Origin of the sequence: Vibrio sp. 11986-1-5, from assembly GCF_963878025.1 — a bacterium.
Classification (GTDB): domain Bacteria; phylum Pseudomonadota; class Gammaproteobacteria; order Enterobacterales; family Vibrionaceae; genus Vibrio; species Vibrio injensis.
The window spans coordinates 171979-189480 of the sequence record NZ_CAWNVW010000022.1; the positions used below are offsets into that span (position 1 = coordinate 171979).

At 43.6% G+C, this 17502-nt stretch carries 16 protein-coding genes; 7 read left to right on the top strand and 9 right to left on the bottom strand.

Annotated features, from left to right (window positions below; all coding sequences use genetic code 11):
• Positions 1-77 precede the first annotated feature (77 nt).
• Positions 78-968, bottom strand: coding sequence for a LysR family transcriptional regulator (locus AACS00_RS06675; RefSeq protein ID WP_072669213.1), 891 nt, complete (start codon positions 966-968; stop codon positions 78-80).
• Positions 969-1057: 89 nt separating this feature from the next.
• Here AACS00_RS06675 and AACS00_RS06680 point away from each other — a divergent pair, with 89 nt between their 5' ends.
• Together AACS00_RS06680 and AACS00_RS06685 are read left to right on the top strand one after the other, a co-directional pair.
• Entirely contained in the window at positions 1058-1516 is a 459-nt protein-coding gene (locus AACS00_RS06680; RefSeq protein WP_040904357.1) for a PACE efflux transporter, read from the top strand.
• A gap of 84 nt (positions 1517-1600) precedes the next feature.
• Positions 1601-2335 carry an RNA methyltransferase gene (locus tag AACS00_RS06685; RefSeq protein WP_110166887.1) on the top strand — a complete coding sequence of 245 codons (735 nt, stop codon included), beginning with the start codon at positions 1601-1603 and terminating at the stop codon, positions 2333-2335.
• A gap of 119 nt (positions 2336-2454) precedes the next feature.
• Here the strand turns inward: AACS00_RS06685 and fdxA are convergent, their stop codons facing one another.
• On the bottom strand, positions 2455-2778 hold the full coding sequence (gene fdxA / locus AACS00_RS06690; protein ID WP_040904355.1) for a ferredoxin FdxA: 324 nt from the start codon (positions 2776-2778) through the stop codon (positions 2455-2457).
• 225 nt (positions 2779-3003) lie between these two features.
• Here fdxA and AACS00_RS06695 point away from each other — a divergent pair, with 225 nt between their 5' ends.
• Positions 3004-4608, top strand: a complete 1605-nt coding sequence (locus tag AACS00_RS06695; protein ID WP_110167044.1) for an NAD(P)/FAD-dependent oxidoreductase — start codon at positions 3004-3006, stop codon at positions 4606-4608.
• A 79-nt stretch (positions 4609-4687) separates the two neighbouring features.
• Here the strand turns inward: AACS00_RS06695 and AACS00_RS06700 are convergent, their stop codons facing one another.
• The 4 genes from AACS00_RS06700 to AACS00_RS06715 all read right to left on the bottom strand — a co-directional run bounded on the left by AACS00_RS06700 (position 4688) and on the right by AACS00_RS06715 (position 9643).
• Entirely contained in the window at positions 4688-6400 is a 1713-nt protein-coding gene (locus tag AACS00_RS06700) for a putative 2-aminoethylphosphonate ABC transporter permease subunit (protein WP_110166888.1), read from the bottom strand.
• Between the two features lie 23 nt (positions 6401-6423).
• Positions 6424-7488 carry a putative 2-aminoethylphosphonate ABC transporter ATP-binding protein gene (locus tag AACS00_RS06705; protein ID WP_110166889.1) on the bottom strand — a complete coding sequence of 355 codons (1065 nt, stop codon included), beginning with the start codon at positions 7486-7488 and terminating at the stop codon, positions 6424-6426.
• A gap of 98 nt (positions 7489-7586) precedes the next feature.
• Positions 7587-8606 carry a putative 2-aminoethylphosphonate ABC transporter substrate-binding protein gene (locus tag AACS00_RS06710; RefSeq protein ID WP_072669209.1) on the bottom strand — a complete coding sequence of 340 codons (1020 nt, stop codon included), beginning with the start codon at positions 8604-8606 and terminating at the stop codon, positions 7587-7589.
• A 119-nt stretch (positions 8607-8725) separates the two neighbouring features.
• Positions 8726-9643: a LysR substrate-binding domain-containing protein gene (locus tag AACS00_RS06715; RefSeq protein WP_110166890.1), complete on the bottom strand. Its 918-nt coding sequence runs from the start codon at positions 9641-9643 to the stop codon at positions 8726-8728.
• Positions 9644-9800: 157 nt separating this feature from the next.
• On the opposite strand from AACS00_RS06715, the gene AACS00_RS06720 reads away from it, so the two are divergent.
• Positions 9801-10454, top strand: a complete 654-nt coding sequence (locus AACS00_RS06720) for an HAD family hydrolase (protein WP_110166891.1) — start codon at positions 9801-9803, stop codon at positions 10452-10454.
• A gap of 116 nt (positions 10455-10570) precedes the next feature.
• On the opposite strand, the gene AACS00_RS06725 is transcribed toward AACS00_RS06720, so the two are convergent.
• Positions 10571-12208, bottom strand: a complete 1638-nt coding sequence (locus tag AACS00_RS06725; protein WP_110166892.1) for a methyl-accepting chemotaxis protein — start codon at positions 12206-12208, stop codon at positions 10571-10573.
• A 484-nt stretch (positions 12209-12692) separates the two neighbouring features.
• Between AACS00_RS06725 and AACS00_RS06730 the strand changes: the two genes are divergently transcribed.
• The 3 genes from AACS00_RS06730 (at position 12693) to AACS00_RS06740 (ending at position 15384) form a co-directional block, all read left to right on the top strand.
• Positions 12693-14345: a methyl-accepting chemotaxis protein gene (locus tag AACS00_RS06730; RefSeq protein WP_072669205.1), complete on the top strand. Its 1653-nt coding sequence runs from the start codon at positions 12693-12695 to the stop codon at positions 14343-14345.
• Between the two features lie 224 nt (positions 14346-14569).
• Positions 14570-14818: a TIGR03643 family protein gene (locus tag AACS00_RS06735; RefSeq protein WP_110166893.1), complete on the top strand. Its 249-nt coding sequence runs from the start codon at positions 14570-14572 to the stop codon at positions 14816-14818.
• Between the two features lie 98 nt (positions 14819-14916).
• A complete protein-coding gene (locus tag AACS00_RS06740) occupies positions 14917-15384 on the top strand; it encodes a YehS family protein (RefSeq protein ID WP_072669203.1) in 468 nt (155 codons plus the stop codon).
• 63 nt (positions 15385-15447) lie between these two features.
• On the opposite strand, the gene AACS00_RS06745 is transcribed toward AACS00_RS06740, so the two are convergent.
• Positions 15448-16737, bottom strand: coding sequence for an ATP-binding protein (locus tag AACS00_RS06745; protein ID WP_072669202.1), 1290 nt, complete (start codon positions 16735-16737; stop codon positions 15448-15450).
• 9 nt (positions 16738-16746) lie between these two features.
• On the bottom strand, positions 16747-17445 hold the full coding sequence (locus AACS00_RS06750) for a response regulator (RefSeq protein ID WP_072669201.1): 699 nt from the start codon (positions 17443-17445) through the stop codon (positions 16747-16749).
• Positions 17446-17502 lie beyond the last annotated feature (57 nt).

Genomic DNA, 17502 nt, shown 5'->3' on the forward strand with positions numbered 1-17502 from the left:
ATTTTATTCCAATGGTTTTTATTATGTTTATTATTGACAGTTTTTTAATTAATAGTGGATGATTTTATTAACTATATTTAATCTTTATCAATAATATCATTTAATAGTGCTAATAAGGCTTTGCGTGCTTGCTGGTGCAAAGGATCGGTATTCCATTTTTGGTGTTGAATCAGGTCAATATTAACCTCCCATGCGAAATTAGTGAATGTACCATTAATTCGAGTCAGTGCGTCAGGGACGCTTTGTGCGAGATGGTTAGGTAAAAAGGACCAGCCAAAGCCATTCACCGCCAATTCTAGAACAGTGTAATAGTTATCGGTGTACCAAATGTCTGGACTAAATGCTTGATTTAAACTACTAAATTGACTGTTTTTAGAGCGCACGGTGAGCTGTCGATATTGTCTTAACTCATCAATGTGTGTGATCGGTATGTTAGCCAGTGGATGATGTTTAGCCACAAAGACATCAAAGGCGATATGACCTAAACTGAAAAAATCTAAGCAAGTGGGTAAATCTGGTTCACTTAAAATCAGTCCAGTTGTCGCGCGCCCTGATTCGACTAACTCAATAATATCACGGCTCGAGGCCATTAAGCACTCGACCTGAAGATGAGGAAAGGTTTGTTCTAATTGACGTAAAGCAATCGGCAGTTTAGCCAGCGGAATCCCTTCATCCATCGCTAAAATTAATTGGTTGGCATCAGGAGTATAGAGTTGTGATGCTTTACTACTCATGCGAGCAAGCTGAATCAATGTCGCTTGTGCATAAGGCATTAACTCTTCCCCTTTAGCGGTTAGTTTTGGATAGCGTCCACTACGATCAAAGAGATCGACCCCGCAATCTAATTCCATATTGATGATGTGCTGACTGATCACTGATTGTGCTTTGCCAAGTTCTCTTGCTGCTGAGGAAAACGAGCCTGTTTCTACGGTTTTCACAAAAGCACGCAGTTGATCGATGTTGAACATATCGTTTTTACCGATGGTATCTAACTTTTAAGTATCCTTATTGTAGATAAAATGATGACTCTTGAATAGTTGAATTGAGGTAATTCATCATGGGTCGGAATGAGCGTATTTTTCACGCTGTGGTTTTCGAAATCATTGCACTATTAATGATGGTGCCCCTTGCTTCGTGGTTTTCTGGTAAAGGAACAGGTGATATGGCGTTAGTGAGTATCGTCCTGAGTGTTACCGCGACAGTATGGAACTATATTTATAACGTGTATTTTGATAAGTGGTTTGGTAGTGATCGTATTCAACGTGGTTTAATGATGCGGATTGGTCATACACTGGGTTTTGAAGGCGGATTATTACTGATCACCATTCCTTTTGTTGGCTGGTTTTTACAAATGTCGTTATTAGAAACCTTAGCTTTAGAAGCGGTCTTTATTACGTTTTTCCTCTTTTATACCTTAGGATTTAACTGGTTATACGATAAATATCAGCCTTATCGTGCACTAGGTAAATGGTTAAAAATAGGAAAGAGAGTAGAAACAAAGAGAATTTCTTCGTAACGATTGTTGCCACAACGCCCTAGCGCTCTTTAGCTCTAGGGCGCTTTACTTTATAATCGGCGCGCTTTCATCTGGGATAAAATCATGATTTCAAAAAACCAACTCAAATTACTGCGCGCGTTAGGACAAAAAAAACAGCGTAAAGCACACGGCTTATTTTTGGTTCAGGGTGAAAAAAACGTCCTTGAATTAACCCATAGCGCATTCAACGTTCAGCATGTTTTTGCCACAGCAGAGTTTCTAAACTCACACGCTGAGAACGTAGCGAGTTACACTTGCACTGAAGCATCATTGGATGAGTTGACCAAAGCCAGTACGTTGGTTAGTAATAATGCCGCGATAGCAGTGGTCGAGATCCCGAAGATTGAAGTCCCCAAAGCACAAGGTTTAATGATTGCTTTAGATGGTGTTTCTGACCCTGGTAATTTAGGTACGATTATTCGAGTCGCAGATTGGTATGGGATTAAACATATTGTTGCCAGTGTCGATTGCGCTGATCCTTATAATCCGAAAACCATCAGTGCAACTATGGGCAGTTTTGGTCGCGTTCAGGTGAGTTTGGTGGATTTACCTCATTACTTGGCACAAGCCAATTTACCCGTTTATGGTGCGTTTTTAGAGGGGGAAAGTGTCCATACCACTTCCTTTAGTGCCCAAGGTATTTTGTTGATGGGCAGTGAATCTCATGGTGTCCGCGAACTGGCTGCGCAATGGGTAACCGATAAAATTACTATCCCGGCGTTTGGTGGAGCAGAGTCATTGAACGTGGCGATGGCGACAGGAATTATCTTGGACAATATGCGTCGTCAACATAGTTAATCACTATTTTCGTGTACCCTATTGCTATTTGATATGGCTACTCCACGTTGTTTGGGTATAAAGCAAAACACCAGCGCTCAGCTGGTGTTGTTGTGTGAGACCAAAATCAGGTGACCGGGCTATTTCTCTAGCATTGAGAGCTTATTTGGCACACCATTCCATTTACCTGCTTCATCCATAGCTGGCTTGACTTCGGTTTGTGTTGGCCAGATTTCTGCCAGCTCGGCATTAAGCTCAATAAATAGCTTTTGGTCGTCGGGCAACTCATCTTCTTGAAAAATCGCTTGTGCATCACACTCCGGCACACAGAGGCCACAGTCAATGCACTCAATCGGATTAATGACCATAAAGTTGGGGCCTTCGTGAAAGGCATCGGCCGGACATACCGCCACACAATCTGTGTATTTACATTGTATACAATTATCGGTGACCACAAACGCCATAACAGGTTGCTCTTTAATCAGTCAAAAACGAAGAAGGGGCATAATACGGATCCGAAGGCAAAATTCAACATTCTCTGCACGGAATGTTACGGTCAATGCGCTCAAATCTTTGCTGAATCGGGATTTAGTATGACATAGAAAGCAAATTCTCGTAAAATGCGCGCCATTGTGAGCCGGGCCTTAATGGCTTTAGCTAAGACACCAACCGATACGAGACATCACTTCATGATACGTTTAACTGAAATCAGACTCCCTTTGACACACGAAGAAGGTGAACTACGCGAGGCGATTGCCAAAAAACTGCGTATTCCAGCACAGCAAGTGCTCTCTTTTACTCTGTTCAAACGTGGCTATGATGCTCGTAAAAAAACGAATATCCAGTTGATTTATACCTTAGATGTGGAAGTTGCCAATGAATCTGAGTTGCTGGCAACGTTTAGTGATGATCCTCATGTTCGAATCACACCAGATATGGAATATAAATTTGTTGCTCAAGCACCCGCTGATTTGACTGAGCGTCCAGTGGTGATTGGCTTTGGTCCTTGTGGCTTATTTGCTGGCTTAGTGTTAGCACAAATGGGTTTTAAGCCGATCATTGTTGAACGTGGAAAAGAAGTGCGTGAGCGGACTAAAGATACGTTCGGTTTTTGGCGCAAACGGACATTAAACCCTGAATCGAATGTTCAGTTTGGTGAAGGCGGAGCAGGGACCTTCTCTGATGGTAAGCTATACAGTCAAGTCAAAGATCCTAACTTTTATGGTCGCAAAGTGATCACCGAGTTTGTTGCTGCTGGTGCACCAAAAGAGATCATGTACGTCAGTAAGCCACACATTGGTACCTTTAAATTGGTGACCATGATCGAAAAAATGCGCGCGACGATTCTTGAACTGGGCGGTGAAATTCGTTTTAGCACCCGAGTTGATGATATTCATCAACAAGATGGCAGAATCACTGGTGTGACGTTGTCCAATGGTGAAGTCCTGCATTCTCGTCATGTAGTACTTGCCGTTGGTCATAGTGCACGTGATACGTTTGAAATGCTTTATCAACGCGGTGTTTATATGGAAGCTAAACCATTTTCGGTTGGCTTTCGGATTGAACATAAACAATCGATGATCGATGAAGCGCGTTTTGGCCCAAGTGCGGGCCACCCGATTTTGGGCGCTGCCGATTATAAACTGGTTCATCATTGCAAAAACGGTCGTACGGTATACAGCTTCTGTATGTGTCCGGGTGGAACTGTGGTCGCCGCCACATCAGAAGAAGGGCGCGTGGTCACGAATGGCATGAGTCAATATTCTCGTGCTGAGCGCAATGCGAACAGCGCAATCGTTGTTGGTATTGATCCTGAACGTGACTATCCTGGTGACCCATTAGCAGGGATTCGTTTTCAGCGTGAACTGGAATCGGGCGCTTACCAATTGGGCGGTGCCAATTACGATGCACCAGCACAAACGATAGGTGATTTTTTGGCTGGGCGTGAGCCAAATGCTCTCGGCGATGTTGAACCTTCTTTTACTCCCGGTATTAAACTGACCGATTTATCGAAAGCGTTACCTGCGTTTGCTATTGAAGCGATTCGTGAAGCTATTCCTGCCTTTGATCGCCAAATCAAAGGTTTTGCTTCTGACGATGGACTATTAACTGGCGTAGAAACTCGGACTTCATCGCCTATCTGTATCAAACGTGGCAAGGATTTCCAAAGCATTAACTTACAAGGGTTCTATCCTGCGGGTGAAGGCGCTGGTTACGCTGGTGGTATTTTATCTGCTGGGATTGATGGGATTAAAGTCGCTGAAGCGGTTGCGCGCGATATGTTAAAAGCGTAACGAATAGCGAGATATAACCTCAGTACTGCATCATCAAAAGCGCTCTTCGGAGCGCTTTTGATGTATTAATGCTCGAGGTTTATTTATTTCGCCAGCGGCTGGTGGAGCGAGATAGCCCATAATGCAGTGCACTGTGAATCAGTTTAGCGATAACACAAGTAAAAAATATTACCATAGCCATGGCCGCCGCAGGGGCCGTTCCGCCCGCTTCTTCTAAACTCATTACTACTACAGAGGCTAAACGAGAGTGAGGGCCATACAAGAACACTACGGCTGAAACGGTGGTCATTGCGTTAACAAAAAGATACAGCGCAATATCCAATATCGCTGGTAAAGAGAGCGGAAAGATGAGGCGCGAGAAGAGATGAATCCTACTTGATTTAAGAGAATCGCCAACGCTTTCAAACTCACTATCCAATTGCTTTAGAGAAGTCACTGCGGTTAAGTGTGCGACCGAATAAAAATGCACCACTGTTGATAATACCATTACCATTAATCCACCATAAAAGGCATTGAGTGGATTACTAGGATGATTGAAAAAGAAGATATAAGCGATTCCTAAAACTAAACCAGGTACTGCCATCGGTAGCAATGCGACAAATTGGTAGATTCTGGCTAACCAAGTCGGTTGTGGTGTGCGTTCAACTAACCACGCATTAAAAAAGACAACCGTAGTGCCAATAATCATGGTCGCCGAGGCCATTATCAGTGAGTTTTGATAAGGCTTCCAGCCATGAGCATCAAAACGTTCAAATTGATAGTTGGCGAAAGTGAGATCTAAATTGTATGGCCAGTAGGTAAATAATGAAGCCATTCCTGCCATCCCGAGAATAGTCAGGATAAATAAGCCACTTGGTGCCACACACAGGATACCAAATAGACTTTTACGCCATGAACGTGGTGGTTGATAAGGGACCGAACGTGCATTTAAACTGGCTACTTGTTTTTTGCGCACCCACAGGTCGGCGGCAAAGGCCAGTAGAGCAGGAAGTAACAGGATCACGCCGACCACTGCACCCATTTCAAACGGCTGTTGACCAATCACTTGCTTATAAATGTCCGTTGCTAAAACATTAAATTGACCACCAATGATTTTGGGCACGCCGAAGTCGGTGATCACTAAAGTAAAGACGACAAAGCTGGCGCTGACTAAGCCATAACGAGCAGAAGGTACAGTGACAGACCAAAAGGTGCGCCATGGGGACGCTTTTAAGCTTGCTGCCGCTTCATATTGTCTTGCGTCTGCATGAGAAAGTGCCGTGCAGAGGATCATTAGCGCGTGTGGAAATGTCCAAAATACCGAGCCAAGGACAATACCAATTGGGCCATAAATGGTCTGCTCAGCGAGTAAAAACTTGAAAATACCTTGATTACCAAATAGATAAATTAAGCTGATCGCCGGCAGTAATGAAGGGGCCAATATTGGGATCGTGAGCAAAAGACGCAGCAGATGGCTGCCCGGTAATCGGGTGCGTGTGAGAGCGTAAGCGGCTATAAAACTGAAAAAAATCACGATAACCGTGCTCATTGAAGCTACCCAAAGCGAATGGTAGGCCGCGGTAGTGATCCCGCCCGATGAAATATACGCCGCGAAATTAGCGAGCCCGACAAACTCGCCTTGTGCATTCATTAGGCTGCGACTAAAGAGCGCGTATAATGGCCCCAATAAAGTGATACTCAAGAATAGTAGACCAACTGCGAATAAAGCCGTTAACCAAAACCGTTCGTTAAAACGCCATTCTTGAGACCAAGTGAGAGAGGATTTTGACTGCGAAATCCTAGTTGATAACATGGTGCTTTCCTTTTTTTAACTCACTATGCCGCAAAGCAATGAATGCTCTCTGCTTGCAATAATACGCCCACATGATCGCCAGTACGCAGTTGTAAGCGCTGAGCAAGACTAATGGTGACATCGGCATAAAGTTCTTCTGTAATGCCTTCGATCACTAAAGCACAGCGTAAGAAAGCGCCCATAAACTCGATGTGATTAATTTGTGCTTGAATATGACTTTCGTGAGTCGCAACGAGGGAAACATGCTCTGGCCTTACAGCAATACGTAGGGTTTTATCGACTAGGCATGGATGTTGTGTTGCTAGAGCTTGTTGTACCGCACTAAGTCGATGGATCTGGCTCTGTTGTGTCGGCGTCATGAAGTTCATTTGACCAATGAAATGGGCAACAAAAGCACTGGCAGGCTGGTTGTAAATTTGCTCTGGAGTACCAATTTGTTCAATGACACCGTGGTTCATGACCACGATACGATCCGCCATGGCTAAGGCTTCCTCTTGATCATGAGTGACCATAATCGTTGTTACGCCTAAGCGTTTTTGTAAACTGCGAATCCCATGACGTAAATGGGCACGAACCTTAGCATCTAAGGCGGATAATGGTTCATCCAGTAATAGTAAACCCGGTGCAGGTGCTAACGCTCGTGCAAGAGCGACACGTTGCTGTTGACCTCCGGAAATTTGTGCGGGAAATTTATGGGCATGTTCGGAGAGTTCAACCAAGTCGAGTAACTCATTGACACGTTGTTTAATTAAGCGACTTTCAGTTCCTTGGCAACGTAGGCCAAACGCAACGTTATCGAACAAGCTCATGTTAGGAAACAGCGCGTAAGATTGAAAAACGATCCCAAAATCACGTTCTTTGACGGCCAGTGTGCTGATGTCTCGTTGGCCTTGTAATAACGTTCCGCTATTTTGTTGCTCTAATCCGGCGATAATTCGCAATAAAGTCGTTTTTCCGCACCCAGAAGGACCTAAAAAACAGATCAATTCACCAGGCTGAATGGTTAATTGAATATTATTTAGCACTTGGGTTTCACCAAACCATTTATTGATATTTTCAAGAGCCAGTTGGCTGCCTTGGCATCGCATGATGTTCTCCTTAACTAAGCTGGGATAAAAGGGGTAAATAGGCGGCAACCAGTCTCCGCTATTTGCGACAAATCAGAAACTGGTTAACCATCCATCGATTATTTGGCTTCAGATTTAGCGTCGTAACGACGTTCCCATTCGCGTAAAATCCGTTCACGATTAGCCGCTGCAAATTGGAAGTTATTATCAATCAGTAAGCTTTCTGCATTGGTTGGGAAGTATTGAACCGGTTTCGCCACACCAGGCATGGCAACAATGGCATACCCTTCATTGTACATTTCCATCGCCGCCTGACTGATTGACCAATCAACCAGTGTTTGAGCGGCTTGTTGTTGCTTTGTCCCCGCGATGATCGCGGTCGCTTCCATATCCCAGCCGACACCTTCAGTTGGGAAAATTAGCTCAAGGGGGGCGCCACGTTGTTTTTCACGTGCACCGCGAAAGGCAAAAGAAATACCGATAGCGGTTTCTCCGGTAGCGGCATGGACACAAGGACGAGATCCGGAATGGGTATAATTTTTGATGTTAGCGTGTAACTTATCCATGTACGCCCAGCCCTGTTGTTCACCAAACAGCTGTAACCAAGAAGAAACGTCTAAATAGCCAGTTCCGGAAGAGGCTGGATTTGGCATTACGATATGGCCGCGATAGACAGGTTTAGTAAGATCTTGCCACGATGTTGGCATCGGCAAGTTATGTTTTTTTGCTTCAATAGTATTAAAACAAATGGCTGCCATCCAAGCATCCATACCGACCCAATGAGTGGGTTGTGCACTGTCTTTAAATTTAGGCGATAGTTTTTCGACACCCTTAGGTGAGTAAGGCAGTAGCATCCCTTCATCTTGCAGCAACATTAGACTGGTTGCCGCCAGCCCCCAAACCACATCGGCGCGAGGATTGTTTTTTTCTGCCAATAGACGAGCCGTAATGACACCCGTTGAATCGCGTACCCAGTTAATTTTAATGTCTGGGTGAGCTTGATTGAAACGCTCGGCGTATTTTCGCAAATCATCTGACTCAATGGCGGTGTAGACGGTCAGTTCTGTTGCGTAAAGCATAAAAGAAAAACTTGCCGAGAGAGCCAGTATTCCTTTGGCCAAAATGTGTCGTGCTGACATGGTTAACTCCTAATAACGTATTTGTTGAGTGAATATTCTTGGTGAACTTTATTATGAATACGTTAAGCAAGTTAGATGACGAAACCGTTACGCCGCTGTATTAAATGACTTAGAATTTCTTATGTTAGCCCTAATAAATCAGCTTGTGTTGCATGGTGCTTGGCAACTTCACGGCGGATCCAATCACAAAAAGCCAATACTTTGGGGCGATGATCGCCTTTTTTCCACACGAGGTAATGTCCTCCGGTCGTGGTCATGCTCGCTGGATGCGCCAGCACGAGGCTACCTTTAGCAAGAGGATCGGCGACCACAAAATTACGCGTCAGTAAGGCAATATCACCGTGACGAACCGCTTGAATTGCTAGGGTAGTGGTATCGAACTCTAAGCAAGGTGCATCGGCAATCTCAGTGATACCTTGTTGACTAAACCAATCGAGCCAAGTTTCTCGATAACCAATAATGGCGGCTCGTGGCCAATCCAATAACTGTTTGGCACAAGTGACGTTACCGTAATGGTTTATGGCTTGTGGGCGGCATACCACTTGCCAGTATTCATGAGTTAGCCGTTCGACTTGACGTCCATCCCAGTCTCCATAGCCGTTGTATATTTCAATATCAGGCTGACTTCTTTGATCAGATTGGCTCCATGGTGAGGTGTATAATCGAACTCGAAAGCGGGGATAATCTTTTAAAAAATTTGGCAATCTTGGGGCAAGGAAATGCTCAGCAAATGTATTGGATACACGCAGTGATAAGGTGTTATTACCTCGCTCACCAAACAGGTCTTCAGTTCCGATCCGTAATGAGTGAAAAACTTGGCTTAATACTGGCTGATAACTTTGTCCGGCATCCGTCAGTCGAATGCCTTTCGCTTCACGAATAAACAATGTGGCTTTGAGATGATGTTCTAAAATTTTCACTTGCTGGCTGACCGCAGCTTGCGTGACATTGAGTTCATCGGCTGCTTTGGTAAAACTGCCTAAACGAGCTGAGGCTTCAAATGCACGTAACGCATTCAGAGGGGGTAACTGACTCATGATTAACTCCAATGGGATGTGGTTTAACCATAAAGAAGAAAGATGAAGCTTCCATGACAGGTATTAGTAAATATAGGGCTAAGACCGAGCTAGACTCGCTATACAAACGCATTTTGGCTTGGCATCCTATATTAAGGATTCTTAATTAGGAAAAAATATGGAACTGGCTCTGTTTGATTTAGACCACACATTGATTGCCACTGATAGCTCAGCACAGTGGTGGCATTACATGTCGGAGATAGGTTGGCTGAAGAAAGAGAGTGCATTGCATCATCAGCATGCGCAAATGATGGCTGAATACGATCATGGTGTACTGGATATGCATGACTATTTAAAGCTCACCCTTGCTCCTCTTGTCGGTAAGGAGTATCAGCAAGTCAGTCAGACAGCGGAAGCATTTGTGCAGCAGCATTTATTCAAGCAGTTATATCCGATGGCGCAACAATTGATCAGAGAGCATCAACAAGCTGGACGTCGAGTCGTGATCGTTTCAGCCAGTGAGGATTTTTTGGTGCGCCCTTGGCAGCAGTTATTAGCGATTGATGCCGCGATTGGTATTGAGATAGAGACACGGCAAGGGTTTATTACCGGACAGGCGCGAACCCCGTTGAGTTATCGGGAAGGAAAAGTGGCGGTAATTAATCGTTGGTTGGCCGAACAGGGCATCAGTGCTAGTGATTGTTATGCCTACAGTGATTCACATAATGATATTGCCATGCTTGAGTTTGCCAGCCATCCAGTGGCGACCAATCCAAACCAACAGCTTAAAGCACGAGCTTTAGTGTCTGATTGGCCGATCATGCATTTTTAGTCGTTGCAGGGATTATCAAGCAACCGATCTTTTTCGCCCCTCAAGTACGATATCGTACTTGAGGGTATTGTTCTTTGCGAATCAAGATCAAAGTGTCAAAAGCTCCCCCAGCATTCCTATACGGTGGTAAAATGCTGTACTTTTTCTCCAAGCTGTTGAGAAGCATCACTTAACCGCTCACTGACCGCTCTTGCTTGTGTTGCTTGTTGTTCTAGCCCATGAGTTTCTTGACCTAGCTGATAAATAATACTTTTAGTCTGCTTTGCGACACTGGCTTGTTGATGGCTAGCCGTGGTGATCGATTGGTTAACCTGAGCAACTTCTTCAAAGGCTTGACGAATGTGTTTAAGGACCTGTTCAGAGTGTTCCGAAAATTCAACACTGGCTAAAGCTTGTTGATTTGCCGATTGCATCGCCGTGACCGCGTCATTAGCGCCTTTTTGTAATCGAGAAAGCACATCGTTAATCGAACGGGTAGCTTGTTCAGTATTGCCTGATAAATTACGCACTTCATCGGCGACGACAGCAAATCCACGACCGGCTTCACCCGCTCGTGCCGCTTCAATTGCAGCATTGAGAGCTAATAAATTCGTTTGTTCAGCAATGGTCTGGATGACGGTTAATACTTGGGATATTTCGGTAGATTCTTTATGCAGATGGCGAATGATTTGTGCTGAGTCATCGATCGATTTTGCTAAGCTTTTTATTCCAGTACTGGCTTTTTGTACGGTATTCGTTCCTTGTGAACTCAATGCTTCCGCTTGGGCAATCACGGTTTGCGCATATTGTGTGTGTTCACCGACTGCATGAATGGTTTGCTCCATTTCATCCATCGCTTTTGTGACGCTTGCGGTTTGTCGACTTTGAGTGTTGGCTTTGTCCTCAACCGTTTCGCTTACCGCGAGCATACATTGAGCATTTTGGTGTAAATCGACACTTTTATTTTCAATTTCGATGATCAAGTGACAGAAATTATTAACCATCGTATTGAGCGCTTGCGCGGTTTGTGCGACTTCATCTTTTCCTTGCACTGTTACTTGTGTTGTTAGATTAGAAGAATGAGCAAGGCGTTGAATGCTATTACGTAATTGGCGTAATGGTTGCTGAATGGATCGTTGGATCAACCAGCCGAATGCCGTGAGCAAGATAACCCAAGCGGCTCCACCAAAGAGATAAAAATGCATCATTCTAGCCGTCAAGAGCGTTGCTTCTTGTTGAACGTCATCGGCTTTACTAATTTGCTGGTTAACTAATTGATTCAGTGTGTCACCGAGCGGAACCAATACTTGATTAATTTCATTACCAAACGTTGATTCGTTGAGAATTCGGATCATAATTGCATCACTGCCTGCCCTTGATATCCACTGCTGATAAAGTTCGATAGCTTTTTGCAATTGCTCATCCGCTTGTTGACTTAATGGGTCGAGCACACCGCTTTGCGTCCGTTGATAAGCTGTCCAGTGGGTTTCCACTTGGTTTATTAACTGTTCTATTTTTTCTACGGTATCTTTTTGACTTGCCCAGCCGGTGCGATAGCGTCTTAAGTCATCTAAACCTTCTTGTCTCAGTAAAGAGTGGGTCGCCAAAATATCACTCAGTGGTAGTAAATGCTGTTGATAAAGCCGCGTGAATTGCCGGTCTTTTTCCTGAGCGGCCTCAAATGAGAGTCCAAGTGCGATCAGTAAGCTGATGATGGGTAAGGCACTTAAGCAAAATAAGCGAGTACTAATGTTGAACTGGTTTAATTTAAACATAATGATAACCACCGTTAGAAAGAGGCTCTCTCGCTATCACTGCCGTGTTTGAGTAGTAAAATACCGAGAATACGCTGAATTATTTCTCTTTTAGATGACGACGATGTTACAGAATGTTTGAAAATTGAGCGTTCAATAAATAAGTATCGAGTCTAATCGCTCGCTTTGATGATAAGTTAAAGTGCACAGTAGAAAACAGAGTGGTTAATTATTACTTTTTCCTATCAAATTAATACGTAGATTCTATTAGCGAAGCCCCCTTTATTTCACTATACCTAATCAGACTAAAGTGGTCTTTTTAGTTTGCGTTACGTACAAGTTGTTCAGCGCTGATTCGGCATACGGCACAGTAAAAACTGTTTTGTCTGAACGTCTGATACATCGGTGTGTTGACCCTATTTAGCCTATTTTTTGCATTAAATATCAGCAAGCTTAATAACAAGAAATACTAATAATTTATTGATACTTATTTTTGGAGGAAGCCATGGACTTTATGTCTCAATGGAAAGTAAAAACGCGACTTGCACTGGGCTTTGGCATTTTAGTCTGTTTAATGTTGCTGTTAACGATACTCGGTATTCAGAAAGTAAACTTAATTGACGATACTTTGTCACAAATCACCGACGTGAACTCACTCAAACAGCGTTATGCGATTAACTATCGGGGCAGTGTACATGATCGCGCAATTGCGATCAGAGATGTCGCGATTGCACGAAATAATGCGGAACTCAACGCCCTAGAAAATGAAATAAAAAACTTAGCGCGTTTTTATCAAGACTCTGAAAATAACATGCAAAAAATGATCGCCAGTGGCGTGATATTTACACCCAAAGAGCAGTCCATTTTACGTAATATCGAACAAATCCAGCAGAAAACCTTACCCATGGTGCAATCGATCATTAATGATAAGAAAAGAGACATTAATGCGAATGTAACGTTATTAGATCAGGTTCGTCCGGCATTTGTTGAATGGTTGAATAGCATCAATCAGTTTATTGATTATCAAGAGGAATTGAATCAACAAATGACACCTGCAGCGCGTGAGCAAGCGAGTGGTTTTCAAAACTTAATGCTGCTGCTATCGGGAGTGGCGATCGTGATTTCATTACTCGTCGCTATCGTCATTGAGAGAAGCTTTCGTCAATCATTGGGTGGTGAGCCATATGAAGCGCAATTGGCAATTAAACGCTTATCAAAAGGTGATTTAACTCACCGCTACGGGCAAAGAGCGAAAGACAGTATTTTCGATTCGTTGTCGGGTATGTCATTAACTTTAACCGCTATCGTCAGTAATATTGTTCAAGCTTCAACTAAGATCGTTGGCCAAGTTTCGGAGGTTTCTGACGGCTCGAGTCGAGTATTGAATTCGGCCAAACAACAATCTCATTTAACGGCAGATACCCTTGCCCGATTAGAAGATATGCGTCATACGATTGATCAAATTGCTGATATTGCTAAACAAACCGAAAGTAATTCGGTCATGACGACAGATAATGCTCATCACGGACGCGAATTAGTCTTCTCGGTCGCGAAACAAATGGAAAAAATTGCTCTTACGGTTAACTCAACCGTTGAACAAGTCAAGTTACTTGAAGCAAAGACCAAAGATATTGGTGGAATATTAAATGTGATCAGTGGTATTTCAGAACAAACCAATCTGCTCGCATTGAATGCTGCGATTGAGGCTGCACGAGCAGGAGAATCGGGTCGAGGATTTGCTGTAGTGGCTGATGAAGTGCGTCAATTAGCTAAGCGTACCGGTGAAGCTACCTCGCAAATTGAATCATTGATCAGTGAGGTGCAGTCTCAAACCGCGATTAGCGTTAAGGCAATGCAAGCGACACAACCTCAGGTCGAAGAGGGTAACCAAAAAACAGCACAAGCCAGCGACCTGCTCATCAATATAGAAAAACAAGCGAAAGATACCCTTCATCGGATTCGAGAAGTGGTTTCAGCCACAGATGATCAAGTTGCTGTGGTTGGTGAAGTGGTCTCAGCGATGGGGCAAATCTCATCCATGTCGAGTGAGTCTATCCAATTGATGGCAACCAATGAAAAAGCGGGCCATGAGCTAAATCGTTTAGCCAACGAACTTAAAAAAGAGGTCGCTTATTTTAATATATCGGACAATCGATAAGTCGATACGATGAAGTTTTTTAAAATTATCAGCAACGCTCAGCCGATTAAGGGACATGTTTGATTGGTGGGATATCACCCCACTGAACGATACTTTTTTCGGCTGAGTGCCTAGGGGAACGGGATAGAGAGTAATAACGGGAAATTTTATTTTTGAAAAGCATCCATCCTGTTTTAGACAACGTACTACGCTGAGTATTTTCATAAAAAGAATAGGGCGATAGCATGTTTTCTGGTGATGAGTATTCAAGAATTATTGAAATGGCATGGGAAGATAGAACGCCTTTTGAGGCGATTTATCATCAATTTGGTTTAACTGAAGCACAAGTTATCACTTTGATGCGGCGTAATTTGGCGTCACGCAGTTTTAAACGATGGCGAGCCAGAGTCAGTGGTCGAGAAACCAAACATCTTAAATTACGGCCACCTGAAGTTGATCGTGGTTACTGCCCGACTCAATATAAACCTCGTTAACCGGTTTATTGATTGGGGATCATGGGCAGGTCTGCTAAAATGGCGACCTGCCAGCGATCAAGTTGATAGCGCTGGAGTACCTAAGACTAGGAAAAACTTTGACCAATAATGATATTTTCTGCGCTTTGCGCACGACGTTTGCTTTTAACGACCAAAATCTATTAGAGATTTTTCATCTCGCGGATAATGAGACGACACCAGCACAATTCGCCTCTTGGCTGAGCAAGCCACAAGCATCAGAGTTTGCTGAACTGAGTGACTCACAATTAGCGAGTTTTTTAAATGGTTTGATTAACCTCAAACGTGGTAAGCGTGAAGGCCAAGCGCCAAAGCTAGAAGAAAATTTGAATAACAATATGGTGTTGCAGAAACTCCGTATCGCGTTAAATTTACAGGCCGATGATTTACTGGATCTTTTCCAGAAGGTTGGCCTTGAGTTTAGTAAGAACGAAATTGGTGCTTTTTTCCGTAAGCCGGATAATAAACATTATCGAGAGTGCAGCGATGCAACGTTACGTCAGTTTTTACAAGCGATTGAGCATCATCCACCAGTTGTCGTGCAGTAATCATTAGCCAACAAATTTAATAAACGTCGTGAGAAGGGAGCGATTCCTTCTCACGATTTTTTGTTATCTCTCTTCACTGATGTCGAGTGGTAAACTGAATTCAAAACAAGCGCCACCCAAATTATGGCTTGAGGTGACGATCAGATGCCCATGATGTTGACGAGCGATCTGTTCAGCGATCGCTAATCCTAATCCAAAACCACCACTGGCTTTATCTCGAGCAGAACCGACGCGATAAAATGGTTTAAAAATGTGTGGCCAATGTACTTCGGGGATCCCTGGGCCATCGTCTTCAATCGTGACTTTCCAATCGATATCATCATGGCTGATACTGATTTTCACTTGTTGTTTGGCATAGCGAGATGCATTACGTACCACGTTGGAAATGGCGCGATTTAATAAATTACTATCGACTAACGGTATTGGCCAGAGTTGTGGCGCTTGTAATTCAATGGGGACTGGTGACTCAATTTGCCATTTTTCAATTTGCGTTGGTAGCCATTGTGCTAGGTCGAGGCTGATGAAGGTTAACGGCGTGGTTTCCATTTTTCCTAAGCGAAGCAGTTCGTTAATCATCTCTTCGAGTTCATGGATATCATCTTCGATACCAGCAATGTATTTATCTTTTTGTTCTGGCATATCTTGCAACATATCAAGCTGGCACTGAATGCGAAATAGTGGGGTGCGCACCTCATGAGCAATCGCGTTAGTGAGCATTTTATGACTTTCTATTAGCTGAGAGATTTTATCAGCCATGGCATTGAAGCTACGATTTAGGGTCCCCAACCGCATGGAACCTGTCTCTTTTGCTCGGATACTTAAGTCACCTTTGGCTAAGGCTTGAGTAACTTGTTCGAGGTGTTTGAATCGCCACATAAATAGCTTCATCATCAACATGCTGTATACGGCAAAGCAACCCATTAAAACCAGAAAAATAACCCAATCTTCGATATCTAAAGCAATCCAAATCTCAGCTTCTGGATCGCGATAGATGTGATAGATGGTATCGGTCGGATTGAAGGTAAATATAGAGCCATCGTCGTCGGTGGTAAACACCCCATGATTGGCCAGCCGCTCCTTAACTTGAGCCGTTAGTAAAGGGGAGTTTTCAGGCAGCGCCTCAATGATCAACCAGTTTGCATCGGCAATCGCTTTGAGTTTTTCTTTGGCAACGTCAACCCCATGCTGATCGGCCACAAACTCCAAAAGCTCAAGACTACTTTGAATTTGCTGGCTGCGTGCGACTAAATCAAGATCAGGAGAGAGCCAGTCATTAATACTGACATAACTGACTAAAGTGAACATAAAAATACCGACAAGAGCAAGATAAAGCTCTAAATAAAGACGTTTCATAGTCTCCCTTTATGACCAGCTTTCTGGGACAAATAAATAACCTTTACCACGTAAGGTTAAGATACGTTTTGGGACCGAGGAGCTATCCCCAAGTTTACGGCGTAAAATAGCTACTTTGTTATCAATGGTTCTATCAAGCCCATCGTATTCAATACCACGGGTTTCTTTGACTAAATACTCGCGTGAAAGTACTTGCTCAGCATGACTAGCCAGTAACCACAAAAGGTCAAATTCACTGTCGGTGAGCACAATATCTTCTCCGGCAAGAGAGCATTGACGAAGTTTGTGATTGATACTGAGCTGCCCAAAGTGAAGTTGATGATCATTGTCTGGATGTGGTAACTCGGTTTGTTGCTGGCGGCGCAGCAACATGCGGATTCTCGCCAGTAATACCCGAGGTTTAATCGGTTTATTCACAAAGTCATCTGCACCTAATTCAAGAGCGGCGACATGGTCGATGTCATCGTCACTGGCGGTTAAAAAGACGATTTTTCCTTTGTAGTCGTTACGAATGTCTCGACAAATCGATAAACCATCTAAACCGGGTAGCATCAGGTCGAGAATCACTAAGTCAGGCTGAACTTGCAAAATCAGGCTGCTTGCTTGCAGGCCATCATGAGCTAGATGAACCTCAAACTCATTATTTTCCAAATAGCTAGTCAACAGCTCTGCTAGCTTTACATCGTCTTCGATAAGTACAATTTTCATAAGTGAATCATCAGTTAAAAATAGCGTGGATACAATAGGAGCAGACAAAACGGTACA